A 25,989-nucleotide genomic window follows, 5' to 3' on the forward strand; every position below is an offset into this window, starting at 1 on the left:
ACTTCTAACCATGACAAGCAATTATTCAGCTCAAGAAATTACCGTTCTTAAAGATCTCGAGCCGGTGCAAATTCGCCCCGGTATGTATACAGACACCACTCGTCCGAATCACCTCGCACAAGAAGTTATTGATAACAGCGTGGATGAAGCCCTCGCGGGTTTTGCCACAAAAATTGAAGTAATTTTACACCCAGATCAATCTATTGAAGTCACAGATAATGGTCGCGGTATGCCTGTGGATATTCATCCTACGGAAGGCGTTTCTGGCGTAGAAGTAATCCTGACTAAACTACATGCGGGTGGTAAATTCTCCAATAAAAATTATGAATTTGCCGGTGGTTTACACGGTGTGGGGATTTCTGTGGTGAATGCGCTTTCTGAACGCGTGGATATTCAAGTCAAACGTAATGGTGAAGTGTATAAAATTGCCTTTGAAAACGGCAATAAAGTAGAAGAATTGGAAGTTATTGGGACTTGTGGTAGACGCACAACGGGAACAACAGTTCACTTCAAACCGAATCCAAAATATTTTGACAGCGCAAAATTTTCTGTTAGCCGCCTACGCCATTTATTAAGAGCGAAAGCAGTCCTCTGCTCAGGGCTTGAAATCAAATTCATTGATAAAGTAAACAATACTCAAGATATTTGGTTATATGAAGATGGTCTTTCCGATTACCTTATCGAAGCAGTTAACGGTTTTGAAACCCTTCCGGAAAAACCATTCGTTGGTGAATTTAAAGGAACAAATGAAGCGGTTAGCTGGGCATTACTTTGGTTGCCAGAAGGTGGCGAACTGATTGGCGAAAGCTACGTAAACTTAATTCCGACTATTCAAGGTGGAACACATGTGAATGGCTTACGTCAAGGTTTACTAGATGCCATTCGAGAATTTTGCGAATTTAGAAATCTATTACCACGCGGCGTAAAACTTACCGCTGATGATATTTGGGATCGTTGTTCTTACATTCTTTCCCTTAAAATGCAAGATGCGCAATTCGCAGGGCAGACTAAAGAACGCTTATCATCACGCCAAAGTGCGGTGTTTGTCAGCGGTGTTTTAAAAGATGCGTTCAGTCTATGGCTAAATCAAAATGTACAAGATGCTGAAAAATTAGCAGAAATTGCCATTAGTTCTGCACAACGCCGATTACGCGCAGCAAAAAAAGTGGTACGAAAAAAACTCGTTAGCGGCCCTGCATTACCAGGAAAATTAGCTGATTGTGGCTCACAAGATTTAGAAAAAACAGAATTATTTTTAGTAGAGGGCGACTCTGCGGGCGGCTCAGCAAAACAAGCGCGTGATCGCGAGTATCAAGCGATTTTGCCGTTACGTGGAAAAATCTTAAATACATGGGAAGTTTCACCTGATCAAGTATTAGGTTCAACAGAAATTCACGATATCGCTGTGGCCCTAGGGATCGATCCTGACAGCAATGATTTATCACAACTTCGCTATGGTAAAGTATGTATTCTAGCGGATGCTGATTCCGATGGTCTTCACATTGCCACCCTACTCTGTGCCCTGTTCTTACGTCATTTTCCAAAATTGGTACAAGACGGTCACGTTTATGTGGCTATGCCACCACTTTATCGGATTGACTTAAATAAAGAAGTCTTCTACGCATTAGATGAAAGTGAAAAAGAGGCGATTTTAGATCGGTTGAAAAATAAAAAAGGCAAACCGAATGTTCAACGTTTTAAAGGTTTAGGTGAAATGAATCCATCACAATTACGTGAAACAACAATGGATCCTAATACTCGTCGCCTTGTTCAATTAACTTATGATTTAGAGGAAGACCAAAGCGCGGATACATTAGAACTGATGGATATGTTATTAGCGAAAAAACGTTCCGAAGACCGTAAAAATTGGTTACAAGCAAAAGGCGATCAGGTTGATTTATCTGTTTAGACTAAATTAATCTCAGTAAATCCGAATTTTAATAAATTAAGAATCTATTCAATTAACAGAAACCAAAATGACAAATATCAATTATGAAGGCATTGAGCAAATGCCTCTACGCACCTTCACAGAAAGGGCTTATCTCAACTATTCCATGTATGTCATCATGGATCGTGCGTTACCTTTTATCGGCGATGGTTTAAAACCCGTTCAACGCCGTATCGTATATGCGATGTCTGAACTTGGCTTGAATGCCACGGCAAAATACAAAAAATCTGCCCGTACCGTCGGTGATGTACTCGGTAAATTCCATCCACATGGTGATAGCGCTTGTTATGAAGCAATGGTGTTAATGGCACAACCTTTCTCTTATCGTTATCCGCTTGTAGATGGTCAAGGTAACTGGGGGGCACCAGATGATCCAAAATCCTTCGCAGCCATGCGTTATACGGAATCGCGCCTATCTAAAATCTCTGAAATCTTGTTGAGTGAACTCGGGCAAGGAACAGTAGATTACCAACCAAACTTTGATGGAACCTTGGCTGAACCGCAATATTTACCTGCTCGTTTACCTCATATTTTATTGAACGGCACAACAGGTATTGCGGTGGGGATGGCGACCGATATTCCACCACACAATATTAATGAAATTGCTGATGCGGCAGTAATGTTGCTAGATAATCCTAAAGCGGGATTAGACGATGTACTTGAAATTGTTCAAGGCCCAGATTTTCCAACAGAAGCAGAAATTATTTCGCCAAAATCAGAAATTCGTAAAATTTATGAGCAAGGCCGTGGCTCAATAAAAATGCGTGCAACTTGGAAAAAAGAAGACGGTGAAATTATTATTTCAGCGCTTCCACATCAATCTTCGCCATCCAAAGTTATTGCACAAATAGCCGAACAAATGACGGCAAAAAAACTGCCAATGCTAGAAGATATTCGAGATGAAGCCGATCACGAAAATCCAATTCGCATTGTGCTAGTTCCTCGCTCAAATCGCGTCGATACCGATGCGTTAATGGCACATTTATTTGCTACCACAGATCTTGAAAAAAGCTACCGTGTAAATATGAATATGATCGGACTTGATCATAAACCTGCGGTAAAAGGCTTATTAGAAATCTTAAATGAATGGCTTACCTTCCGTCGCACAACCGTAACTCGTCGCCTTCAATATCGCTTAGATAAAGTACTCTCTCGCTTGCATATTTTAGAAGGTTTGATGATAGCCTTTTTAAATATTGATGAGGTTATCGAAATTATACGTCATGAAGATGATCCAAAAGCAGAGCTTATGACACGCTTTAATTTAAGCGATGAACAAGCTGATGCAATTTTAAATTTACGCTTACGTCATTTAGCGAAATTAGAAGAAAACCAACTCAAAGCTGAACAAGATGAACTTGAAAAAGAGCGGTTAAATTTAGAAGCAATTTTAGGCTCAGAACGCCGTTTGAATACGCTTATCAAAAAAGAAATTCAAGAAGATGCGAAAAAATATGCCAGCCCACGGATGTCTCAACTGGTCGAACGTGAAGAAGCCAAAATGATCTCTGAAAGTGACATGACGCCAGCAGAGCCTGTCACTGTCATCTTATCAGAAATGGGCTGGGTACGTTGTGCTAAAGGACACGATATTGATCCAAAATCATTAAGCTATAAAGCAGGTGATAATTATAGAGCTCACGCTTGTGGCAAGAGTAATCAAGCTGTTGTATTCATTGATAGTACGGGGCGAAGTTATGCACTCGATCCGCTTTCATTACCTTCCGCGCGTTCGCAAGGTGAACCACTCACAGGTAAACTAAATTTACCAGCTGGTGCGACCATTGAATATGTCGTAATGGCGAGTGAACAACAAGAATTATTGATGGCTTCTGATGCGGGTTATGGTTTTATTTGTAAATTTGAAGATTTAATTGCACGCAATAAAGCAGGAAAAGCCTTGATTTCTTTACCGGAAAATGCCAAAGTGATGGAGCCTAAGACGCTGGCGAGTGCCACCGCACTTGTTGTCGCTATGACATCTGCTGGCAGAATGTTGATTTTCTCGGCAAAAGATTTACCGGCATTATCAAAAGGCAAAGGCAATAAAATTGTGACAATTCCTGCCGCAAATGCAAAAGAGCGCAGCGAATTGTTAGTGAAATTATTGCTTATTTCAGATCAAGCAAGTCTTGAATTTCATTCCGGAAAACGAAAAATTGTATTAAAACCGGAAGATCTGCAGAAGTTCCGAGCTGAACGAGGCAGAAAAGGTTCGACATTACCACGTGGATTACATACAAATGTTGAAATAGTGATAATCGAACCGCAACACAACACATAATTTAAACACAACATAGGGAGATCCAATTTATGAGTCATACATTTAGCACGTATGAAACCCTTGCACTAGCAAGCTTAGTCTTGCTCTTGGGTTATTTTCTCGTTAAACGAATCAGCATCTTAAAAACATTCAACATTCCCGAGCCGGTTGTTGGTGGTTTTATTGTTGCTATTGGTCTTTTAATTTGGAATAAAGTAGATGGTACATCCTTTAACTTCGATAAAAATTTGCAAACTACCATGATGTTAGTGTTCTTCACTTCCATTGGTTTAAGCGCAAACTTTTCCCGTTTAATTAAAGGCGGAAAACCACTTATCGTATTTTTGTTCGTCGCTGGTTTACTAATTATTTGCCAAAATATCATCGGTATCGCAGGTTCATTAGCATTAGGTATCCACCCAGCATACGGTTTATTAGCAGGTTCAGTCACATTAACTGGCGGTCATGGTACTGGTGCTGCATGGGCAGATACCTTCGTTCACCAATTTAATCTACAAGGTGCAACTGAAATTGCAATGGCATGTGCAACCTTTGGTTTAGTCTTTGGTGGTATCATCGGTGGCCCTGTTGCACGTTTCTTATTAAATCGTCAAAAACAAGGTGAAAATCCTGAAAATGATGAAGTAGATGATATTCAAGAGGCTTTTGAACATCCAACTTACAAACGTAAAATTACTTCACGTTCGTTAATTGAAACTATTGCAATGATGTCTATCTGTTTGCTTATCGGACAATATTTAGATGCACAAACAAAAGGCACCGCATTCCAATTACCAACATTCGTATGGTGTTTATTTACTGGTGTAATTATCCGCAATATTTTAACCAATATCTTCCGTTTCCAAGTGGCTGATTCAGCTATTGATGTATTAGGTAGCGTTGGTTTATCAATCTTCTTAGCTATCGCCTTAATGTCGTTAAAACTTTGGGAACTTGCAGGCTTAGCGGTAGATGTATTAATCATCCTTGCAGTACAAGTTATCTTTATGGCGATATTTGCTATCTATGTTACTTATCGCGCAATGGGTAAAGATTATGATGCGGTTGTATTAAGCTCTGGTCACTGTGGTTTCGGTTTAGGTGCAACGCCAACAGCCGTTGCAAATATGCAAGCCATTACCAGCCGTTTTGGGCCATCACACAAAGCATTTTTAATCGTTCCTATGGTCGGTGCATTCTTTATCGACTTAATCAACGCTGCGCTATTAAAAGTCTCATTTGCTGTAGTAAATATGCTCGCGTAAAGTGCGGTTGAAATTGACAATGTTTTAGAGAAATGCCTTTATCTTGAATTGATAAAGGCATTTATTTTAAGGAAGAAAAACAAAAGGAAAAACTATGCACGAATTGTCTCTTTGTCAAAATATGCTGGAAATAGTAGAACAACAATGTAAAAGTCACGATATAAAAAAAGTCACGGATCTTTGGCTGGAAATTGGCGCGCTCTCTTGTGTAGAACCTGACGCATTGGAATTTTGTTTTGATATAACCTTTCAAGGTACCGCTGCTGAAGGCTGTAAACTTCATCTCATTCCTATTGCAGCGCAAGCCTGGTGTTGGCAGTGCCAAAAATTAGTTGAGATACAAGCTCCCCATGATTCTTGCCCAAACTGTGGCAGCATACACTTGCAACGACAAAGCGGTGATGAATTGCGTATTAAAGAAATTGCCTTTGAATAAACCGCTCTTTTTAACATTTCAAATATTCTTACCAATATCATATTTCATTAGACACAAAAAAGGACAGGCATAAAGCCTGTCCTAATCATGATAAATATTATAATTAAGCCACAAGTGCGGTTTCTTTTAAGCGTGATTTAAGCTTAGTATATTCAGTTACAACATAGTGCTCAGCCCAACGTTGATCTTCAATTTTTTCGATACGCACCGCGCTGTATTTATATTCCGGAGTACGAGATCCCGGATTTAAATGTTCAGCCGTGAGTTCGTTACATTTTCCGATCCACCATTGGTAAGTCATATAACACGCACCTTTATTAGTACGAGAACTTACATCCGCACGAGATATAACTTTACCACGAGATGAAGAAATCCAAACAAGCTCATTATTCTTAATGCCTAACGCTTTCGCATCTTGGTCGTTCATTTGAACAAATCCTGGTTCGTCTGCCAACGCAGCAAGTGCACGGCAGTTACCCGTCATTGAACGGCAAGAATAATGACCAACTTCACGCACGGTAGAAAGCACTAATGGATATTCTTCAGAGACTTCTTCCATAGGTGGTTCCCAGTCGCAAGCAAAGAACTCTGCTTTACCATTTGGACGGTCAAAAATTTGACCTTTATACAAGTATGTAGTGCCTTGATCTTCAGGGCCTTCATCTGTACATGGCCATTGAATATAACCCAAGCCTTCCATTTTTTCATAAGTTGCACCTTTATAAATTGGGCAAAGCTCACGCAACTCATCCCAAATTTCTTTGGTGTTGTTGTAATGCATTGGATAACCCAAAGCTTGTGCCATAAGACTAATGATTTCCCAGTCGTCTTTCACATCACCAACAGGATCCACCGCTTTATAGAAACGTTGGAAACCACGGTCAGCCGCACTATAAACACCTTCGTGTTCTGCACAAGATGTTGCTGGTAAAATCACATCCGCTTCCGCTGCCGTTTGAGTCATAAAGATATCTTGAACAATAATAAACTCAAGATCTTTAAATGTTTGTTTCATGGCATTCAAATCAGGTTCAGTTTGTAAAGTATCTTCACCCATAATATAGAATGCTTTGAGTTTACCTTCTGCCACAGCATGTGGCACTTCACTCAATGGTACACCTGGTTTGGTTGGAATAGATGGTACGCCCCATGCTTTCGCAAATTTAGCGTTGATTTCTAGATCCGCATAGCTTTGATAACCAGGTAAAGTATTATATAAAGCCCCCATGTCACATGCGCCTTGTACGTTGTTTTGACCACGCACAGGATTTACACCAACATTTGGTTTACCTAAGTTACCAGTAAGCATTGCTAAACTTGCCAACGCACGTACAGTTTCTACACCTTGACGGAATTGGCAAACGCCCATACCCCATAAGATAGTAGCAGTTTCCGCTTTCGCATAAGTGCGGGCAATTTCTCTCAACATTTCAGGCTCAATGCCAGTGATATGTTGAGTTGATTCAGGTGTATAAGCTTTTACAGTTTCATAGAACGCATCGAAATTTTCGGTATGTTCATCAATAAATTTTTGATCTTGTAATCCTTCTTCAAGAATCACGTTCATCATTGCATTCAAAAATGCGACGTTACTACCATTGGCAAGTGGCGCATAAATATCAGCAATACGAGCGGTTTCAATTTTACGAGGGTCACAAACAATAATCTTCGCCCCTTTTGCTTTCGCGTGGTTAATACGACGCGCCACAATAGGATGAGACGTTGAGGCATTATAGCCAAAGATAAATACGCATTTAGTGTCTTCAATCTCAACGATTGAGTTAGACATCGCGCCATTACCCACTGATTTGAGCAGACCTGCTACAGATGGGCCATGTCAGACACGTGCACAACAGTCAATGTTGTTATTGCCTAATACCGCACGAGCAAATTTTTGCATAACGAAATTCACTTCGTTACCTGGTCCACGAGAAGAACCCGTTACCATAATTGACTCGTTGCCATATTTTTCTCTAATTTCTTGTAAACGTTTTGCAGAATAGGAAATTGCTTCTTCCCAGCTCACAGGCGTGAACGGCTCGCCACGTTTGTAGCGAATCATCGGTTGAGTTAGGCGAGGAGTGAGGATTTTTGTGTCATGCACGAAATCCCAGCCATAATATCCTTTCAGGCAAAGCTCCCGTTCGTTTGTTTTACCGTTTGCACCTTCAGCACCCACAATTTTGTTGTTCTCAACCAATAGATTGATCTTACAACCTGAAGCACAATACGGACAGACAGTAATCACTTTTTTAATTGCCATAGTAATGTCCTTATTTTAGATAACCAGAATGAATTACTCATTCCGAGTAATATAATACGCCTAAATAAAGAACATAGGCTTATAAATTCTGTGGATTTTTTGATATAAAACAGGTTTTAGATAATTTTTTAATATTCTGAGAAAACTCAAAGAAAAATGACCGAACTTTTGATAGTGAGGTTATTAGAAGATGTGTATAAAAATTGGTATGAATAATAAGGCTATAAAAATATCAAATTTTATTTATTTTTCTTATTCAAATGAATCTGCTTTTCAACATAATTTATCATCTGTAACGCAATATCAATCCCGCTTGTTTTTTCAATCATTTCTAAACCTGGACTTGCATTTACCTCTAAAACCAATAATCCATTTTTCGAACGAATTAAATCCACGCCAGCCACATCTAAACCGATAGCTTTTGTTGCTTGAATGGCTAGCTGCTTTTCTTCATCGCTTAGGGTAATTTTTTCGGTTTTTCCACCACGATGGCAATTCGCCCGAAACTCACCATCTTGACCAATTCTCTGCATCGTTGCTACAACTTGATCAGCAATTACAAAACAACGAATATCCGCATTGCCCGCTTCTTCAATAAAATCTTGCTGTAGCATAGATATATTGGTTTGCTTAAAAGCTTCCATAATGCTCACCGCACTTTGTGGTTTTTCAGCCAAAATCACCCCAATTCCTTGTGAACCATTTAGTGTTTTTAAAATTGTCGGCGAACTGATATGAGGTATCGTCGTCTGAGCTTGTACTTCACCGCCACTTAAAAGTGAATTGGGAACAGGAACACCAGCCTTCAGCAAAAGTTGCAAACTTTTCCACTTATCACGTGCATTTAAAAATGCCTGGGATGAATTTAAACAAAAAGTCCCTTTGCCTTCAAAATGCTGTAAGACTGAGCATCCAATTTGTGTACTTGTTGTACCAAATCGAGGCAAAACAGCATCATAATCAGGCAATAAATAAGGATCCGATTCTGAAGTTTCTTGATAAAAAATCTGAAAGTGCGGTGTATTTTGCGAGAGTTTTAAGAGGCAACGATTCGGATCTAAAATATCCATCTCATGCCCTTGATGTTCAGCAGCTTCTTTTAAGCGTTGGCAACTGTAAAGACGAGGTTCGCGGCAAAGCATTAGTAATTTCATAATATTTAACTCACTGTCTACGATGTTCCGTATATTACACGAATAAAAACACTTTATGTAGACGATAAAAATCAGGTAGAATTGCCTAGAATTTTTAACTCAAAAAAGGAAATCTTATGTTCGTTGTTATTTTTGGTCGTCCTGGCTGCCCTTACTGTGTGCGTGCAAAAAATCTTGCTGAAAAATTAAAAGGCGAAGTTGCTGATTTTGACTATCGTTATGTGGATATTCACGCAGAAGGCATTACCAAAGAAGATTTATCAAAATCTGTCGGCAAACCAGTAGAAACCGTACCACAAATCTTTATTGATGAAAAACCAATTGGTGGTTGCACTGATTTTGAAGCATTAATGAAAGAACAATTTGGTATCGTTGCTTAATTTTTCTTTTTAATTTATACAAAAAAGCCACTTTCAATTGAAAGTGGCTTTTTTTATAGAAGAGTTTTAACCGTTATAACGTTTAAAAATTAATGTCGCATTTGTACCACCAAAACCGAAGCTATTGGACATCACAGTTTGTAAGCCAGCATTTTCTTTTGTTTCAGTCACGATATTGCAACCTTCAGCTGCTTCGTCTAATGTTTCGATATTAATGCTTGGTGCAATGAAGTCATTGTGTAACATTAATAAGGTATAGATTGCTTCGTGTGCACCTGCTGCACCTAAAGAGTGACCGGTCATTGATTTGGTTGAAGAAATCGCAGGGATTTTGTCACCAAATACATTTTTGATTGCACCTAATTCTTTCACATCACCAACTGGTGTTGATGTACCGTGTACGTTGATGTAATCAATTGGAGTATCTACCGTTGCCATTGCTTGTTTCATACAACGCTCAGCACCTTCACCGCTTGGTGCTACCATGTCGTAACCATCAGAGGTTGCACCGTAGCCCACGATTTCTGCGTAGATTTTTGCACCACGTGCTAATGCGTGTTCTAATTCTTCAACCACTACAACAGCACCACCACCTGCGATAACAAAACCATCACGGTTTGCATCGTAAGCACGAGAAGCTTTTTCTGGGGTATCATTGTATTTAGTTGAAACCGCACCCATTGCATCGAATTCAGTTGCACATTCCCAAGATAATTCTTCTGCACCACCCGCAAAAACGACATCTTGTTTACCTAATTGGATTAATTCAACTGCGTGACCGATACAGTGTGCAGAGGTTGCACAAGCAGAGCTGATTGAGTAGTTCACACCACGGATTTTATAAGGGGTGGCTAAACAAGCGGAAACACTTGAAGCCATAGTTTTCGTTACTGCATAAGGTCCAATTGCTTTTACACCGCGAGGACCACGAGCCGCATCACACGCCACTAATTGATTATGTGCAGACCCCGTGCCAGCACCAATCACTAAACCAGTACGATCATTAGAAACCTGATCTTCTGTTAAACCTGCATCCTCAATCGCTTCACGCATAGAAAGATAAGCATAAGCCGCTGCATCACCCATAAAACGGAACACTTTACGATCAATGTGCTCGCTTGGGTTTAATTTGATTGTTCCGGCAACATGGCTACGCATATTCATCTCTACAAACTCAGGCACAACTTCAATACCTGATTTCCCTGCTTTTAATGAAGCCAATACTTCTTCTTTGTTGTTACCGATACTTGAAATAATCCCAAAGCCTGTAATTACAGCTCTTCTCATTGCTTCTTCCTTATTGTTTTATATGTAAAAATAACGGCTCAAAATTACTACGAAATAAAAATATTTCAAGCAATAATTCATTTGTTCGACCAGTTTAGAAAATCGCGTTATTATACGCAAATTTCATTAGGCAAGGAAGGAATAAAAAATGACCTTTAGCGTGCAACATGCTGAGATTCACTTCAATCAAAACCATATTCCCGTCTCCGATCAATTCGATGATGTCTATTTTTCTAACGAAAATGGATTGGCAGAAACAGATTATATTTTTCTACAAGGTAATCAACTTTGGGAACGTTGGATAAGCCACAACGAGGCTAATTTTGTCATCGCTGAAACAGGATTTGGTACAGGATTAAATTTCTTTGCGGTAACCAAATTGTTCCGTGAATTTCGCCAGCAACACGAGAATCATCCTTTAAAACGCCTTAATTTTATTTCCTTTGAAAAATATCCGCTAAAAATCACCGCACTTTCGCAATCGCATCTTGCCTATCCGCAGTTTGAAAATTTAAGCGCTCATTTGCAACGTTATTGGCCTTCATTGATTCTAGGTTGTCATCGTATTCATTTTGAAGAGACCACGTTAGATTTATGGCTGGGTGATGTATCAGAAAACTTGCCACAACTTGGCGATTATATGAATGAACGTATTGATGCTTGGTTTTTAGATGGCTTTGCGCCAAACAAAAATCCCGAAATGTGGAATGATGATCTATATAACTTGATGTTTCGTTTCACAAAACCCAATGGTTCTTTTGCCACCTTTACCGCAGCAAGCGCGGTCAGAAAAGGACTTGAATCCGCAGGCTTTAATGTGACAAAACGTAAAGGCTTCGGCAAAAAACGAGAATGTTTAAGTGGGCTAAAAATACAATCAAAATCTACCGCACTTTCGACACCTTGGTATCTTGCTCAGCCTGCGAAAATGGAAAAACAAGATGTCGCTATTATCGGCGGTGGTATTGCATCTCTTTGTGCTACCATTTCCTTAGTAAAACGTGGGGCAAAAGTCACCATTTATTGTGAGGATGAAGCGCTCGCACTCAATGCCTCAGGCAATAAACAAGGGGCATTTTATCCGCAACTTAGTGATGATAATGCGCTCACCGTTGATTTTTATCTACACGCTTTCAGTTACGGTCGTCAATTACTTGATTGGGCAATCGCACAAAACATAGCGTTTGAGCACGAATTTTGTGGCGTGGCACTATGTGCTTACAACGAAAAAAGTGCGGTTAAATTAACAAAGATTTCTCAACTTGGTTTACCGAACGAAATCTTCCAAATGCTGAATGCTGAACAACTCAGTGAAAAAGTGGGATTACCGCTTAATTGCGAAGGCGGTTGGATTGAACAAGGGGCTTGGCTTGCACCAAGACAATTTGTTCAAAATGCCTTTTCATTTCTTGAAAAGCAGGGGGTCGTCATTAAAACCTCACAAAAAATTACCGCACTTTCTCAACAAGAAAAAGGTTGGGAACTAGAAAATACGCAAGGTCAAAAATACCGCCATGAAGTCGTCATTCTTGCGAACGGATATAAAATTACTGATTTTGTTCAAACAAAAAAGCTACCGCTCTACCCTATCCGCGGGCAAGTCAGCCAAATTCCAACATCAGAAAACTTACTCAAACTGAAATCTGTACTTTGTTATGATGGTTATCTCACCCCAGCCGATCAATTAAAAACCTCACATTGCATCGGCGCAAGCCATGTTCGTGATAACGTTGATCGCCATTTTAGCGAACAGGAACAACAAGAAAATCAACAAAAAATCCAACAAAATATCGCCCAACCTTGGACTCAAGATGTGGATACATCAGGCAATCTTGCTCGTATAGGCATCCGCTGCTCTGTAAGAGATCTTGCCCCAATGGTTGGAAACGTACCTAATTTTGAACAGCAACAAGCGAATTATTACAATTTATTCAACCTCCGCCGCCGCAAACAACCTATTCAAAGTGCGGCAAATTTTCAGAATCTTTTTTTAACGGCAGCCTTAGGTTCTCGCGGGCTGACCTCCGCCCCACTCTTAGGCGATACCTTAGCTTCAATCATTTATGACGAGCCATTACCAATAAGCGAGGCCATATTACATAACCTTTCAGCTAATCGAGCTTGGGTGAGAAAGTGGTTGAAAGGTTCAAAAGTTGAATAAATTGATAAGATTCAATATCTTACAAAAATAACTTTGAAGTATTAAAATTAAATAAAGCGTAAATATAAGAATGAATACAAAAATGCCATGCAATCAATCAATCAATCAATCAATCAAATTATAGAATTTGTTAAAACTTGCTATAAACCAGAAAAACTGTTTGATTTTCTTAATCAACATTCCATTCCTTTTTCTTATATTGGGGGAATGACCAATCAAAATGTTCTACTTGATATTTCAGGGATGAAGTTTGTATTGCGGATCCCTAACGCTGTTAATTTATCACTTATTAATCGAGAATATGAGGCATTCAATAATGCACAGGCATATCGTGCTGGTTTAAATGTAGAAACTCCCGTATTGGATGCAAAAAGTGGGGTAAAACTGACTCGTTATTTAGACAATAGCAAGCCTTTAAGTCAAACGCAATTAAACGAACAAAGTTGTTTGTCTCTAGTTGCGAATAATTTATATCGTTTACACAACAGTGAATTTATTTTCCGCAATGTGTTTAGTGTATTTGATGAGTTTCGCCAGTATTTTTCATTGTTAGAAAACAAATCCGCTTTTTTTCAAGCAAATCCTAGAATGAATAAACTTTCAACTGTATTCTGGCAGTTTGAAAATATCAATAAAGGCTTAATTTTACGTCCATGTCATAATGATTTAGTCCCTGAAAATATGCTATTGCAAGACAACCAGTTATTTTTTATCGACTGGGAATATTCAGGCTTAAATGATCCGTTATTTGATATAGCGACGATCATTGAGGAAGGTAATTTATCAATAGAAGCTGCTGATTTTCTATTAGAAGTCTATTGCAATCATACAAATAAATACAATTCGACAGAACTTCAAACAGCCCATAACCGATTAAAAATTCATCGTTTTTGCCAAAATGTACTATGGTTTTTATGGACAAAAGTAAAAGAAGAACATGGTGAAGATTTTGGCGATTATGCAATAAAACGCTTGGATGCTGCATTTAAACTTTTAGAGGAATTACTGTGATGCACGGTTATCTATTTGGAATACTATCCGCTATATTTTGGGCATTATCTGGACTTCTGTATAACGAATTACCATTAAGTGGATTCTCTGCGCTGGGAAAAGTAATTTCATTACTCTTTTTAATTGATTTTTTTTCATTGCTTGCAATAGGCATAACATTGTGGCGAAGAGGAGCGGTTAATTTTCAAAAGATTTTTTGGTCCCCCGTATTATCGGGAGTATTCGGCGGGCCATTGGGGATGTCGGCATATTTATTAAGCATCCACTATTTAACAATATATTATGCAGCACCGCTTTCTTCTCTATTCCCAGTTTTAGCCGCACTGATGTCTTATTGGATTCTAAAAGAAAAAATTACCAAAACAGCCCAATTCGGGTTTGCTTTGGCTATTATTTCTTCTTCGTTGCTTGCTATTGAAGTAGGACAAGAAATAACCTTTAATACCATCGGTTTTATTTTTTTAATAATTTGTATATTAGGGTGGTCATCCGAAATAGTAATATCCTCCTATACAATGCGTTATCTCTCTGGACTTCAAGTGTATTTTTTAAGACTATGTGGTTCAACTATTGGTTATTTATTGATTCTATTTATTCTTTCCTTGAAAGATTTCTCACTAGATATACTTAGTTTTAATTATGTACAAATTGCTGGTGTAATAATCTTTGGTGCATTATCTTACTACTGCTATTACCAAGCGATTTATATGTTAAAACCAATCAAAGCAATGGCATTAAATATCACATATTCTGTATGGGCAATTGGACTTGGTTATCTGCTCTATAAACAGCCAATTAAGCCCATTACCTTACTACTCACCTTATTATTAAGTGCAGGAGTGATCGTTACACTTTATTACAAAGGGGAACAAAAATGAATGCAATCATTTTAGCCGCAGGCCTAGGCAGCCGCTTTAAAGAAATCACACAAACCACTCATAAAGCTCTATTAGATATTCATGGAACACCTAACTTAGAACGGACACTCACTTTTCTACGTAAAGCAAATATCGACAATATTGTCATTGTTACAGGGTATTTACATGAACAATTCAATTATCTACAAGAAAAATATAGTTGCACTCTAATTCATAATGAAAAATATAGAGAATACAATAGTATTTATTCCTTCTCTCTAGCTCGAGACTTCTTTAATGATTGTTATGTGATTGATGCGGATGTTGTACTTAATCGAAATATTTTTCTAACTAAGCCATCACACAGCAAATATTTCACGGTTATCCGTTCTAAAACGCATAATGAGTGGCTACCGATTTTAAATAGCAATGGGCAAGTAATACGTATTGATATTGGTTCACTGAATCAACCCAGTTTGTCAGGAATATCATTCTGGACTACACAGGATTGCAATACCATTCTAAATTTAATCAAAGATTACTTAAATGAAGTGCGGTTAAAAAATCCAAAACTTTATTGGGACACAATTCCAATGGAATATATAGAGAAATTGAATATCTATACGGAACAACTTAACAGTGATGATATATTTGAAATGGATAACCTTGATGATTATCGTCATATTTTACAAAAACTTACACCAAACAAGGAAAAATAATGAAAAAATTGACACTTAGAGAACAACAACTCGTTTGTCTAGACATCTTAGATTATTTCCACGCTCTGTGTGAACGATATAAAATTAGCTATTCTCTTGGTGGTGGAACATTAATCGGTGCAATACGCCACAAAGGTTTTATCCCTTGGGATGATGACATTGATGTTTATATGCACCGCGATGAATATCAAAGGTTCGTTGATGTTTGGTTTCAAGAAACTCACGAATACTACAATATTGAAACGGCAGAAGACATACTTGCTCAAAAGACTGGAGAAATGGCAAAAATCTTTGATTGTCGTACTCAAATAACCGAAATTGATGGAAAAAAAAGCGCAATGTTTATAGATATATTCATCTATGATGGGGTGCCAAATGATCCAAAGATCATCTGCTCTTTTATGAAAAAATATAGAAGAACTCATCGCCGTTTCTATTCTTGCAAGAAAAGATGGTTAAGAGAAAAAGAAAATACCTTATGGAAAGCAATACTTAATAAATTGAGCCATTTAATATTTTTCAAAATGCAAAAAAATCTAGAGCAATTTCAAATAACATATCCGATAAAACAATGCGATTATATTGGTCTTGTATTATCTGATTATGACGATTGCGGAGGATGGCAAAAATCTTATATGCCAAAGGAATATTTTAATCACGTTATTTATAAAGAATTTGAAGGACGACAATTTCAAGTAATGAATGGATATCACGAACACTTAACGCAATATTATGGAGAATATATGAAACTTCCACCAGAAGAAGAGCAAAAACCACATCATATTCAAGAAGCGTATATTTTATAAGCGAAAGGGCAGATTTAATTCTGCCCTTTTTCAATTATTACTTAACCTTCCCGCAATTCAAACAATACAAATATTGACCTTTAGGATCATTAAATTTAGTTAATACATTCAATTCTTTTTGTAATTTTTGAATTGGATCCGGCAGACCAAGCCATTTAACTAACTGCTCTTGCGCCCCTTTTTTCGTGTCGCGCAATAAAGTGCTAATTAAACTAACGTTATCATCTGTAAACCATTCCACACTAAAATCTTGCACGGCAGTATCTTGGCGTTGATTCACTAATTGTTCTGCTTTATTGACCGCTTCATTAAAAGAACCAATTTCATCCACTAAACCATTTTGGAATGCATCACTGCCTAACCAAACCTGACCTTGAGCCAGTTTATCTACTTGTGTTTTAGAAAGCTGGCGGCCTTTGCTGACAATCTCTAAAAATCTGTCATAACCATGCTCAATTTCTGTTTGATAAATATCTTGCACTGGTTTTACTAACGGAGAAAATGCGGATGTATTAGCTAATTCAGTGGTTGAAACACCGTCTGCATTCACGCCTATTTTCTTAATGCTATTTTCAAAAGTCGGGAACATCGCGAAAATACCGATAGAGCCCGTAATGGTGTTTGCATCGGCAATAATATAATCCGCAATGGATGAAATCCAATAACCACCAGATGCGGCCATAGCCCCCATAGAAACAATCACTGGCTTACCGATTTTCTGTAAATTTTCAGTCTCTTGTCGGATAATTTCTGAAGCAAAAGCACTACCGCCCGGTGAGTTGACTCGTAAAACAACGGCTTTTACTGAGTTGTCATCGTAAGCTTTACGGAGAATTCGTGCAATAGTATCACCACCAGCATTTTCTTCATCGCTTTCACCATCTACAATCGTTCCCTCAACATTCACGACTGCAATTTTATTCGGTACATTGTAATGTTCTAAACGATCAGGCAGTTGAGTCAAATAATCATCAAGTTCAATGAGATTCGCTTTCCCGTCACTCCCTTTCCCAAAAAGTGCGGTAAGTTTTTTATCTAAATCCAAACGAGTTACAACATCGGTTACTAATCCACGTTGTTGGGCATAAGCGGTACTATTGCCTTTTAATGCTTTAAGATCCGATAAATATTGTTTCGCATTCGGCAAAACGTTATCTTTCTTAATCTTACGATTTTCGCTGACGGATAAAACATAATTATTCCACATTTCACCTAACCAACGCTGCATATTTGCTTTTGCCTCAAGAGACATGTCGTTGCGTAAAAATGGTTCAACTGCTGATTTATACGTTCCCACGCGGAAAATATGTGGTGTAACGGCTAATTTGTCGAGCATTTCTTTGAAATACAAATTCTCTTGCGATAAACCGTGAATATCCACACTTCCAATTGAATTTAAATAAATTTCATCAGCAAAGCTCGCTAAATAATATTGTCCTTGAGAATAATTATCCGCATAGGCGATCACTGGTTTTCCTGCATTTTTAAACTGGCTGATAGCGCCACCAATAAAATCTAATGCGGGTAAATCTGCCCCTTCAAAATAATTAAGATAGAGTACTAATCCTTTAATTTTAGGATCATCTTCCGCTTGTTTAATGGCAAATACCACATCAAACGTCGAAATTTTTCGAGGGACGTGCTCGCCATTCAATTCGCTTAACGCATCTTGCCAACGAAGTGTTTCATTTCGGTTGTCCGCTAGATAGCCATCTAAATTCAGTAATAACGCGCCTTCCCCTGTTAATGTTGTAGATTTTTTTCCTCCGCTTGAAAAGCTAATAATCACCACTAGCAATAGTACAAAGCCTAAAAACACAACATTCATCACAAGATCACGAATGAAACATAGCGCTTTCCAACATAATTTTAATACTCGAAACATACAAATTACCTTTAAAAAATTTGCGCTAGCGTATCACAAAGCTTTGTCAAAAACTATGCTATAATGACCCGCACTTTTACTTATAAGGGATAATAAAATGGATGCGTTAACTCTTTTAACAACAAGAAAATCAAACAAAAAATTGACCGCACCTGCGCCTAATACAGAACAACTTGAACTTATTCTCCAAGCAGCAATGCACGTACCAGATCATGGGAAATTACATCCTTATCATTTTGTTGTAATGGAAAATGATGGATTAAATAAATTGGAAACGCTACTTAAAGCAGCCGTTGTGGAATTTGATTTGGGTGAAGAAAAATTAAATAAAGCTGAAAATTTAGCACATCGAGCGCCTATGGTCATTGGTGTCGTAGCAAAGATAGATCCAACTATTGCTAAAGTACCTGGATGGGAACAAATGTTGAGTGCAGGCTGTGCAACTTATGGATTACAACTGGCTGCACAATCACAAGGGTTTGATAATGTGTGGATTTCAGGGAAATGGGTTAATGGCACTGCATTACGAGAAGCTTTCGGATGTCGTGAACAAGATCGTGTGATTGCGTTAGTCATGATTGGCATAGGCATGGAAAAAGCCGAACGTGAATGTCGTGTTATCGATACAAAAGATTTTGTAACCTATCTATAAAATATTTCTTGCTTTCCTCAAGACTTAGAGGAAAGCAAAATATTGCCTACTCTTCTTCCAATTCATCCGCCATTGCCGCCAATATTTCTCGTGTAAGAAGGGCCAATGCACGATAAAAAGGCAAAGTTGCTTGATTTTCTACTTGAGTTAAAAACTTCGCTGCACAAGGTAATAAAAAAGTTTCAAAGAATTCTTGTTGAGCCACTAAAGAATCCGAATTATCTTCAAGCCAAGAAGCTGTAAGCAATAATAAGGCAAAATGATCCGCACTTTCCACCTCTGGCATATTGCGTACAAGGCGAAAATTCATAAATTCTTCAACATCAATGTCATAAGCTGAAATAGCAGTCATAACTTTACCACTGGTACCAAATAATTTTTGATACTCTTGATTCAATAAATTGAGATCAATTTTAACTTGTAAGCTATTCAGCGCTAATTCACTCTCTTTATCAGTATCTAACGCCCAAACTTGACTCAAACCTTTTTGTTGCAACCAAGTGAACGCGCCTGCAAGTACTTCATCGGTAGGAGAACGATAAAAAAGATTACCGAATAATCGACTAATTAATGAAAAATTATTAATTTGTTTTTCAGACATTACGCTTTTTCCTTTAAAAATGCGGTCAATTTTTCTTGTGTTTTTTGAGCGGCAAGTTCAATCATTGCTTTACGCGCCTCATCATCAATTAAATGAATATCACCGAATAATTCAAACTCAACATTTTCAATGCCACAGTAATTAAACAGTCCATTAATCAAACAATGATTGAGGGACTTATCTACACCAAATTCTTTATATTTATCAACATTACTGCCAATCGTAATAAATTGCTGCATTTGCTTATTTTTGAGCAATCCCACTGATTCGCCGTTTTCCGTTTTATAGGCAAAGCCATGACTTAATACGCGATCTAAATAACCTTTCAATATTGCTGGAAAGCCCATCCACCAAAGGGGATAAACCAACGTAATTAAATCCGCTTGAAGAATAAAATCATGCTCTTGCTGAATATCTTCTGGAATAATACCTTTGTTAGCATTCTGCAATTCTTCATGAGATAAAATTGGATTGAAATTCATTTCATAAAGATCACGAAAAAATACATTTACACCATTTTCTTGACTAATTTGCTCAATACGATTAGCAATCGCTCGCCCAAAACTACGCTTAGAATTAGGATGAGCAAAAATAATTAAGTGGTTCATTTTTCTTACCTATTTGTAGGGAAATAAAACGTGGCAAAAGTCTATCAAAATAGACCGCACTTTGCATATAGAATCACATAAAAAAAGCGGGCATAGCCCGCTCTTTTATTTGCATCATCATTATGCTGCGTTTTTACGTTCTTCTTCCATACATACTGCCGCAGTAAATAATACGTCAGTTGATGAGTTTAATGCGGTTTCAGTTGAGTCTTGTAAAATACCGATAATGAAACCTACACCGATCATTTGTGCTGCTACATCATCAGAAATACCAAATAAGCTACATGCTAATGGGATTAATAATAATGAACCACCTGCCACACCAGATGCACCGCAAGCACAAAGAGAAGCCACGATACTTAATAAAATCGCACTAACAAAAGATACTTCCACACCTAATGTGTGTACTGCAGCTAACGTTAAAATTGTGATCGTGATTGCAGCACCTGCCATATTGATGTTCGCACCCAATGGAATAGAAACAGAATAAGTTTCTTCATCAAGGTTTAAACGTTTTGCTAATTCAATATTTACTGGGATATTTGCCGCAGAACTACGTGTGAAGAATGCAGTTACACCACTTTCGCGTACACAAGTCCATACTAATGGGTACGGATTACGACGAATTTTCCAATAAACTAATGCTGGGTTAATAACAAAAGCAGTAAATAACATTGTACCGATTAATACTGCAAGTAATTGCACATAACCCCCTAATGCGACTAATCCTTTATCAGATAAGGTTTCAGCCACTAAACCGAATACACCAAATGGCGCAAAAGAAATAATGACGTGAACAATTTTTGATACGCCTTCAGCGAAATCAGATAATACGTTCTTAGTTGCATCAGATGCATGACGTAACGCTAAACCTAAACCGATAGACCATGCTAATACACCAATAAAGTTTGCTTTGAAAATTGCATTTAATGGATTGTCCACCACGTTTAAGATAAGGGTAAATAAAACTTGACCAACAGCTTGTGGCGCTGAGCTTGCATCTTCTTTGGTTGCAAGTACAACTTCCGTTGGGAATACGAACCCTACAATAACTGCGACAATCGCCGCTAAGAAGGTGCCTAAAAGGTAAAGCACGATGATTTCTTTCATATTGCTTTTCGTACCAATCTTACGGTTTGCAAGCGCAGCCATAACAAGGAAGAAAATCAAAATTGGCGCAACAGCACGCAATGCTTTAACAAAGATGCTACCTAAAACGCCTACTTTTTCCGCAATATTAAAACCCAAAGCACCTTCAAGTGCAGGTCCAACAAGCGCAATAATGATCCCTAGAACTAAACCAGTTGCAATTCTTTTTACTAAATTGCCCTGGAATAACAGACGAAATAAACGAGATGTGTTCATACTTTTATCTTTCTTTTCAATAAATTTAACTTCAGATTGTTACCAATCCACCTACAAGGGAATTAAAGATAGCGTAAATTCTTATCGAAAGAAAATATTTTTTGTTATTTTTTATCCAATAAGTGAACTTTTTTCTAAATTTGTTAGATATTTTCTAAAAACATACTTATAAAAAAAATTTTTATTTAACCTATTGACACCCTGTATGAAATACCAGTAAACTTTAACTGTACAAAAAAACAAGGTAAAAGGTTATTTATCCATATTATTTAACAGGAGATAAGAGAATGAGCAACCAAACTTTGACTTCACAATATGAAATGGATTTTTCTTATAATCCACTCCCTTTTTTCAGTGATATGGATGACAGCCTTAAATTCAATAAAAAACTAGACTTGAATCTTTATTGCATTAAGCGTCCAAAGCAGACCTGTTTTATTCATGTAACTAATCCAAATATGTTAGCTTGGGGAATTGAAACTGGAGATATGCTAGTCGTCGAAAAAAATGACGATCTTTATTCAGGTGATCTTGTTGTGCTAGAAGAAAATAACGAATTTCATGTCTATGAATTTATGGCGCATAGCGGCAATTACCTTTTCATGGCATTGGATTCCACTACACCAAATATAAATACAAAAGATTGGTCAAATTTACCTATTGTCGGCACAGTAACCAATACGATTCATCAAATGAAACGTCGCGATAAAATGAAATGGGCAGCGTAGTTAAAGGCGAATAAAAAAGTGCCCTAAAATGATCTGCACCTCAAAAGCAGGAGTAAACAAACCCGTAATTAAGGTGCTGATTTTATTATGGATAAACACTACACAATCGCATTTAAATAACAGTTTCTCTAACCAATAACCGTCTAAGATTTAAGTGAGATAAAATTTAATTTTACTTATTTATTACCACTTCTCTAACGCTTCTTTATCGCTTTCTCTTGCTTCAATCCAACGTTCACCTTGATGGGTTTGTTCTTTCTTCCAGAATGGGGCTTTGGATTTTAAGAAGTCCATAATGAATTCATTGGAGTGATAAGCATCACCTCGGTGAGCTGAACTGATACCAACTAAAACAATTTCATCACCAGTATGTAAAAGTCCCACACGATGAATTACAGATACTCGCTGGATATCCCAACGGACTTTCGCCTGTTCTACAATTTCACGTAAGGCTTTTTCTGTCATTGCGGGATAATGTTCCAAATATAAGCTGGATACCTCATCGCCTAAATTAAGATCGCGTACTTTACCCACGAAAATAACCGTTGCGCCAACCGAATGTTGCTCAGAAAGCCATTGGTAAACGACATTTTGATCAAAAGGTTGTTCTTGTACTGAAATTTGAATATCCGTCATTTAGCCTCCTGTTACAGGTGGGAAAAACGCAATTTCATCACCATTTTTGACCGCACTTTCTAATGGCATCAAGGTTTGATTAATGGCGACTAAAAGCTTTCCTTTTTCTAACGCTAACGCCCATCTATCACCTTTTTGAGCAAGATGTTCACGCACCGCTTCTGCTGTCGCAAAATCGCCTTCAAGCTGAATAGAATCTTCCCCGATTAATTCTCGAGTTTGAGCAAAAAATAAAACATTTAACATCTTATTTTTCCTCCGCAATAAAATGACCGGATTTTCCACCACTTTTTTCTAACAGGCGAACGTGCTCAATCACCATGTCTTTTTGTACGGCTTTACACATATCGTAAATGGTTAAGGCAGCCACACTTGCAGCGGTTAATGCTTCCATTTCTACGCCGGTTTTACCGGTTAATTTGCAAAGAGATTGAATACGAACTTGATTGGTTTCAAGTAACGGTTCTAAATTCACTTCTACTTTAGAAAGTAACAATGGATGGCAAAGCGGGATAAGTTCCCAAGTACGTTTTGCCGCTTGAATACCTGCAATACGTGCTGTAGCAAATACATCGCCTTTGTGATGTTTGCCTTCCACGATCATAGCAAGGGTTTCTTTTGACATAGTAACGATGGCTTCAGCACGAGCTTCACGAACGGTCTCTGCTTTTGCAGAAACATCCACCATATTGGCTTCGCCTTGAGAATTGATATGCGTAAATGTAGTCATAATAAAATAAAAGTGCGGTTAAAATATTGAATGTTTTACATGTGTGATGAAAGCAAAATAAGTGAACAGTAAAAGTCACCTATTTTCTTTTAGCCACCGATAGAAGCTAAATGATTTCTTACGCCACTATCACCGATATGCAAATAATGATGTTCACGTTTACCTTGCAATGCAGAAAAAATACGTGCTTGCAAAATATCTTGCTGTTCATGGGATTGCAATAAATCACGTAATTCAATGCCTTCTTCGCCGAATAAACAGAGATGAAGTTTGCCCTTCGCTGACACTCTGAGACGATTACAGCTTGCGCAGAAATTCTTCTCATAAGGCATAATTAAGCCAATTTCGCCAGCATAATCAGGATGCGTGAAGACTTTTGCAGGGCCATCTGTATGGGATTTATGCTGTAATGTCCAACCATTTTTCAACAATTTATCAGCTAAGACTTGTCCAGAAAGATGGTGTTTATCAAAGAAACTATCCATTTCACCCGTTTGCATCAGTTCGATAAAGCGCATTTGAATTGGGCGATCTTTGACCCAAACAAGGAATTGTTCAAACTCTTTGTCATTCAAATTTTTCATCAAAACTGAATTAACTTTGACTTTGTTGTAGCCCACTTCAAACGCACGATCGATACCACGCATCACGTCATCAAATTTATTGATACCCGTAATTTGGTGGAACATTTTTGGATCTAAGCTATCAACACTGACGTTAATAGACGTAATTCCTGCTTTCTTCCAATCAGCCACATCTTTTGCCATGCGATAGCCATTTGTCGTGACAGCTAATTGACGGATTCCATCAATATTAGCAATGCTTTCAGCAATAGAAATAAAATCTTTGCGTAAAGTCGGTTCGCCACCCGTTAAACGGATTTTCTCTGTGCCCATTTCAGCAAACGCTTGAGCAAGGTGGGTAATTTCTTTTAAAGTTAAGAAACTTGGTTTGTTGGCTTCGGGTTGATAACCATCAGGTAAACAATAGGTACAACGAAAGTTACACTGATCGGTAATCGACAGTCGTAGATAATAATATTGGCGTTGGAAAGGATCGACTAAGCGAGACTCTCCTACGTTCTTGATAGGAATGGATTGCATTTTACACCTTTCTAAATACGGAGAGGATAAACCGTTTCCAGCGTATCCCTGAATAACACACGGCGTTATTGGCTTGTCGCCGTATTTCTTGTGAAACTTAGGCTAAACAAGCTCGGAGTTATGCGTTAAATTTAATTTGTCGTCATTCTAAAAGATTTCACTTCATAAAAACAATCAATAATATTGATGAAAATCAGTATTTTCCTAAATTATTAAAAATCAATTATATAAAAAAATACATAATGAATTTAAAGCTGCCTCATTAGTGATAATTAATCTTATTTATGTAAATAACCATAAATTTTGACCTGATTATTATGAGGTATTTTTATTGATTTAAATCATAATTTAATCAATAAATAAATCTCTCTACTTTTCATAATCAGAAAAATATCCTACCATTTTTATCGGATTTATTTTTACTTAATCAATATAGGAGTGATTTATGTCTTTTGCCCAACAAAAACTTAGCGAACTCGCTGTTTCAATTCCAGGTGCAACTAAAATTTTTCGTGAATATGATTTAGATTTTTGCTGCGGAGGTTCTGTATTATTAGAAGTCGCAGCACAAAAAAAGAATCTTAACCTTGCTGAAATTGAAAAACATTTAACTGATTTGCAACAAAGTAAATCAGAAAATAATGATAAAGATTGGACTTCGGCATCTTATGCAGAAATGATCGATCACATTATTACTCGTTTTCATGATCGCCACCGTGAACAACTCCCTGAATTAATTACATTGGCGGAGAAAGTAGAAAATGTACATGGTGATCGTGATGACTGCCCTGTCGGCGTAGCCGCACAGTTAGAAAAAATTTATGCTGAACTTAGCCAGCATTTAATGAAAGAAGAACAAATTTTGTTCCCTATGATCAAAATGGGAAATTATGCTATGGCCTCAATGCCAATTCGTGTAATGGAAATGGAACACGATGAAGCAGGACAAGATGTGGAAGTGATCAAATCGCTTACTAATAACTGCACGCCACCTGCAGATGCTTGTTTCAGTTGGAAAGCCTTATATAGTGGTATTAATGAATTTATTGATGATTTAATGCACCATATTCATTTGGAAAATAATATTTTATTTCCACGTGTATTAAACGAAAAATAATTTAATATTCGTCA

Annotated in this window: 24 protein-coding genes and 1 riboswitch; of the genes, 13 read left to right on the forward strand and 11 right to left on the reverse strand. The window is 37.7% G+C overall.

The window, feature by feature from the left end; genetic code table 11:
• The first annotated feature begins 10 nt into the window (after positions 1–10).
• The 4 genes from parE (at position 11) to hypA (ending at position 5,912) form a co-directional block, all read left to right on the forward strand.
• Positions 11–1,909 carry a DNA topoisomerase IV subunit B gene (gene parE / locus AC6H0J_RS07280; RefSeq protein WP_005628935.1) on the forward strand — a complete coding sequence of 633 codons (1,899 nt, stop codon included), beginning with the start codon at positions 11–13 and terminating at the stop codon, positions 1,907–1,909.
• A 67-nt stretch (positions 1,910–1,976) separates the two neighbouring features.
• The gene (parC, locus tag AC6H0J_RS07285; protein ID WP_118816831.1) at positions 1,977–4,232 is read left to right on the forward strand and encodes a DNA topoisomerase IV subunit A; all 2,256 of its coding nucleotides are present in this window, start codon (positions 1,977–1,979) and stop codon (positions 4,230–4,232) included.
• A gap of 29 nt (positions 4,233–4,261) precedes the next feature.
• The gene (gltS, locus tag AC6H0J_RS07290; protein WP_005628939.1) at positions 4,262–5,476 is read left to right on the forward strand and encodes a sodium/glutamate symporter; all 1,215 of its coding nucleotides are present in this window, start codon (positions 4,262–4,264) and stop codon (positions 5,474–5,476) included.
• A gap of 94 nt (positions 5,477–5,570) precedes the next feature.
• A complete protein-coding gene (hypA, locus tag AC6H0J_RS07295) occupies positions 5,571–5,912 on the forward strand; it encodes a hydrogenase maturation nickel metallochaperone HypA (RefSeq protein ID WP_005628941.1) in 342 nt (113 codons plus the stop codon).
• 103 nt (positions 5,913–6,015) lie between these two features.
• Here the strand turns inward: hypA and fdhF are convergent, their stop codons facing one another.
• Both fdhF and AC6H0J_RS07305 read right to left on the reverse strand, forming a co-directional pair.
• Complete coding sequence (gene fdhF, locus AC6H0J_RS07300) at positions 6,016–8,175, reverse strand: formate dehydrogenase subunit alpha (protein WP_239994372.1); 2,160 nt, start codon at positions 8,173–8,175, stop codon at positions 6,016–6,018.
• A 239-nt stretch (positions 8,176–8,414) separates the two neighbouring features.
• Positions 8,415–9,329 (reverse strand): RimK family alpha-L-glutamate ligase, encoded by a 915-nt coding sequence (locus AC6H0J_RS07305; protein ID WP_005628948.1) that lies wholly within the window; start codon positions 9,327–9,329, stop codon positions 8,415–8,417.
• A 116-nt stretch (positions 9,330–9,445) separates the two neighbouring features.
• Between AC6H0J_RS07305 and AC6H0J_RS07310 the strand changes: the two genes are divergently transcribed.
• Complete coding sequence (locus tag AC6H0J_RS07310; RefSeq protein ID WP_005628952.1) at positions 9,446–9,709, forward strand: GrxA family glutaredoxin; 264 nt, start codon at positions 9,446–9,448, stop codon at positions 9,707–9,709.
• Positions 9,710–9,775: 66 nt separating this feature from the next.
• Here the strand turns inward: AC6H0J_RS07310 and fabB are convergent, their stop codons facing one another.
• The gene (fabB, locus tag AC6H0J_RS07315) at positions 9,776–10,996 is read right to left on the reverse strand and encodes a beta-ketoacyl-ACP synthase I (protein ID WP_005628954.1); all 1,221 of its coding nucleotides are present in this window, start codon (positions 10,994–10,996) and stop codon (positions 9,776–9,778) included.
• Between the two features lie 148 nt (positions 10,997–11,144).
• On the opposite strand from fabB, the gene mnmC reads away from it, so the two are divergent.
• From mnmC to AC6H0J_RS07340, 5 genes are all read left to right on the forward strand, one after another.
• Complete coding sequence (mnmC, locus tag AC6H0J_RS07320; RefSeq protein WP_005628957.1) at positions 11,145–13,157, forward strand: bifunctional tRNA (5-methylaminomethyl-2-thiouridine)(34)-methyltransferase MnmC2/FAD-dependent 5-carboxymethylaminomethyl-2-thiouridine(34) oxidoreductase MnmC1; 2,013 nt, start codon at positions 11,145–11,147, stop codon at positions 13,155–13,157.
• A gap of 87 nt (positions 13,158–13,244) precedes the next feature.
• On the forward strand, positions 13,245–14,168 hold the full coding sequence (locus tag AC6H0J_RS07325) for a phosphotransferase (RefSeq protein WP_497513361.1): 924 nt from the start codon (positions 13,245–13,247) through the stop codon (positions 14,166–14,168).
• Positions 14,168–15,046 carry a DMT family transporter gene (locus tag AC6H0J_RS07330; protein ID WP_497513593.1) on the forward strand — a complete coding sequence of 293 codons (879 nt, stop codon included), beginning with the start codon at positions 14,168–14,170 and terminating at the stop codon, positions 15,044–15,046. The genes AC6H0J_RS07325 and AC6H0J_RS07330 overlap by 1 nt, the downstream gene beginning before the upstream one ends.
• Positions 15,043–15,744 carry an NTP transferase domain-containing protein gene (locus AC6H0J_RS07335; RefSeq protein ID WP_114892620.1) on the forward strand — a complete coding sequence of 234 codons (702 nt, stop codon included), beginning with the start codon at positions 15,043–15,045 and terminating at the stop codon, positions 15,742–15,744. The genes AC6H0J_RS07330 and AC6H0J_RS07335 overlap by 4 nt, the downstream gene beginning before the upstream one ends.
• The gene (locus tag AC6H0J_RS07340) at positions 15,744–16,550 is read left to right on the forward strand and encodes a LicD family protein (protein WP_497513363.1); all 807 of its coding nucleotides are present in this window, start codon (positions 15,744–15,746) and stop codon (positions 16,548–16,550) included. Before AC6H0J_RS07335 ends, AC6H0J_RS07340 begins: the two co-directional genes overlap by 1 nt.
• A gap of 37 nt (positions 16,551–16,587) precedes the next feature.
• Here the strand turns inward: AC6H0J_RS07340 and sppA are convergent, their stop codons facing one another.
• On the reverse strand, positions 16,588–18,435 hold the full coding sequence (sppA, locus tag AC6H0J_RS07345; protein ID WP_497513365.1) for a signal peptide peptidase SppA: 1,848 nt from the start codon (positions 18,433–18,435) through the stop codon (positions 16,588–16,590).
• Positions 18,436–18,532: 97 nt separating this feature from the next.
• On the opposite strand from sppA, the gene AC6H0J_RS07350 reads away from it, so the two are divergent.
• Positions 18,533–19,087, forward strand: a complete 555-nt coding sequence (locus tag AC6H0J_RS07350) for an NAD(P)H nitroreductase (RefSeq protein WP_005626570.1) — start codon at positions 18,533–18,535, stop codon at positions 19,085–19,087.
• Positions 19,088–19,133: 46 nt separating this feature from the next.
• Here the strand turns inward: AC6H0J_RS07350 and AC6H0J_RS07355 are convergent, their stop codons facing one another.
• The 3 genes from AC6H0J_RS07355 to sstT all read right to left on the reverse strand — a co-directional run bounded on the left by AC6H0J_RS07355 (position 19,134) and on the right by sstT (position 21,661).
• On the reverse strand, positions 19,134–19,688 hold the full coding sequence (locus AC6H0J_RS07355) for a TorD/DmsD family molecular chaperone (RefSeq protein WP_046952944.1): 555 nt from the start codon (positions 19,686–19,688) through the stop codon (positions 19,134–19,136).
• Positions 19,688–20,296, reverse strand: a complete 609-nt coding sequence (locus AC6H0J_RS07360) for an NAD(P)H-dependent oxidoreductase (RefSeq protein WP_046952943.1) — start codon at positions 20,294–20,296, stop codon at positions 19,688–19,690. Before AC6H0J_RS07360 ends, AC6H0J_RS07355 begins: the two co-directional genes overlap by 1 nt.
• A 120-nt stretch (positions 20,297–20,416) precedes the next feature.
• Complete coding sequence (sstT, locus tag AC6H0J_RS07365) at positions 20,417–21,661, reverse strand: serine/threonine transporter SstT (RefSeq protein ID WP_005626569.1); 1,245 nt, start codon at positions 21,659–21,661, stop codon at positions 20,417–20,419.
• Positions 21,662–21,948: 287 nt separating this feature from the next.
• Between sstT and AC6H0J_RS07370 the strand changes: the two genes are divergently transcribed.
• Entirely contained in the window at positions 21,949–22,389 is a 441-nt protein-coding gene (locus AC6H0J_RS07370; protein WP_046952942.1) for a LexA family protein, read from the forward strand.
• A 183-nt stretch (positions 22,390–22,572) separates the two neighbouring features.
• Here AC6H0J_RS07370 and moaE read toward each other — a convergent pair whose 3' ends face one another.
• The 4 genes from moaE to moaA form a co-directional block, all read right to left on the reverse strand.
• Entirely contained in the window at positions 22,573–23,025 is a 453-nt protein-coding gene (gene moaE, locus AC6H0J_RS07375; protein WP_005625816.1) for a molybdopterin synthase catalytic subunit MoaE, read from the reverse strand.
• Positions 23,026–23,271 carry a molybdopterin synthase sulfur carrier subunit gene (moaD, locus tag AC6H0J_RS07380; RefSeq protein ID WP_005625813.1) on the reverse strand — a complete coding sequence of 82 codons (246 nt, stop codon included), beginning with the start codon at positions 23,269–23,271 and terminating at the stop codon, positions 23,026–23,028.
• 1 nt (position 23,272) lies between these two features.
• Entirely contained in the window at positions 23,273–23,755 is a 483-nt protein-coding gene (gene moaC / locus AC6H0J_RS07385; protein ID WP_005625811.1) for a cyclic pyranopterin monophosphate synthase MoaC, read from the reverse strand.
• 89 nt (positions 23,756–23,844) lie between these two features.
• Positions 23,845–24,858: a GTP 3',8-cyclase MoaA gene (gene moaA / locus AC6H0J_RS07390; protein WP_046952941.1), complete on the reverse strand. Its 1,014-nt coding sequence runs from the start codon at positions 24,856–24,858 to the stop codon at positions 23,845–23,847.
• Positions 24,847–24,988: riboswitch (molybdenum cofactor riboswitch) on the reverse strand. (Overlaps the previous gene by 12 nt.)
• Positions 24,989–25,303: 315 nt before the next feature.
• Here moaA and ytfE point away from each other — a divergent pair.
• The gene (ytfE, locus tag AC6H0J_RS07395) at positions 25,304–25,975 is read left to right on the forward strand and encodes an iron-sulfur cluster repair protein YtfE (protein WP_497513368.1); all 672 of its coding nucleotides are present in this window, start codon (positions 25,304–25,306) and stop codon (positions 25,973–25,975) included.
• Positions 25,976–25,989: the final 14 nt, after the last annotated feature.

This window comes from Haemophilus sp. THUN1691, from assembly GCF_059704425.1.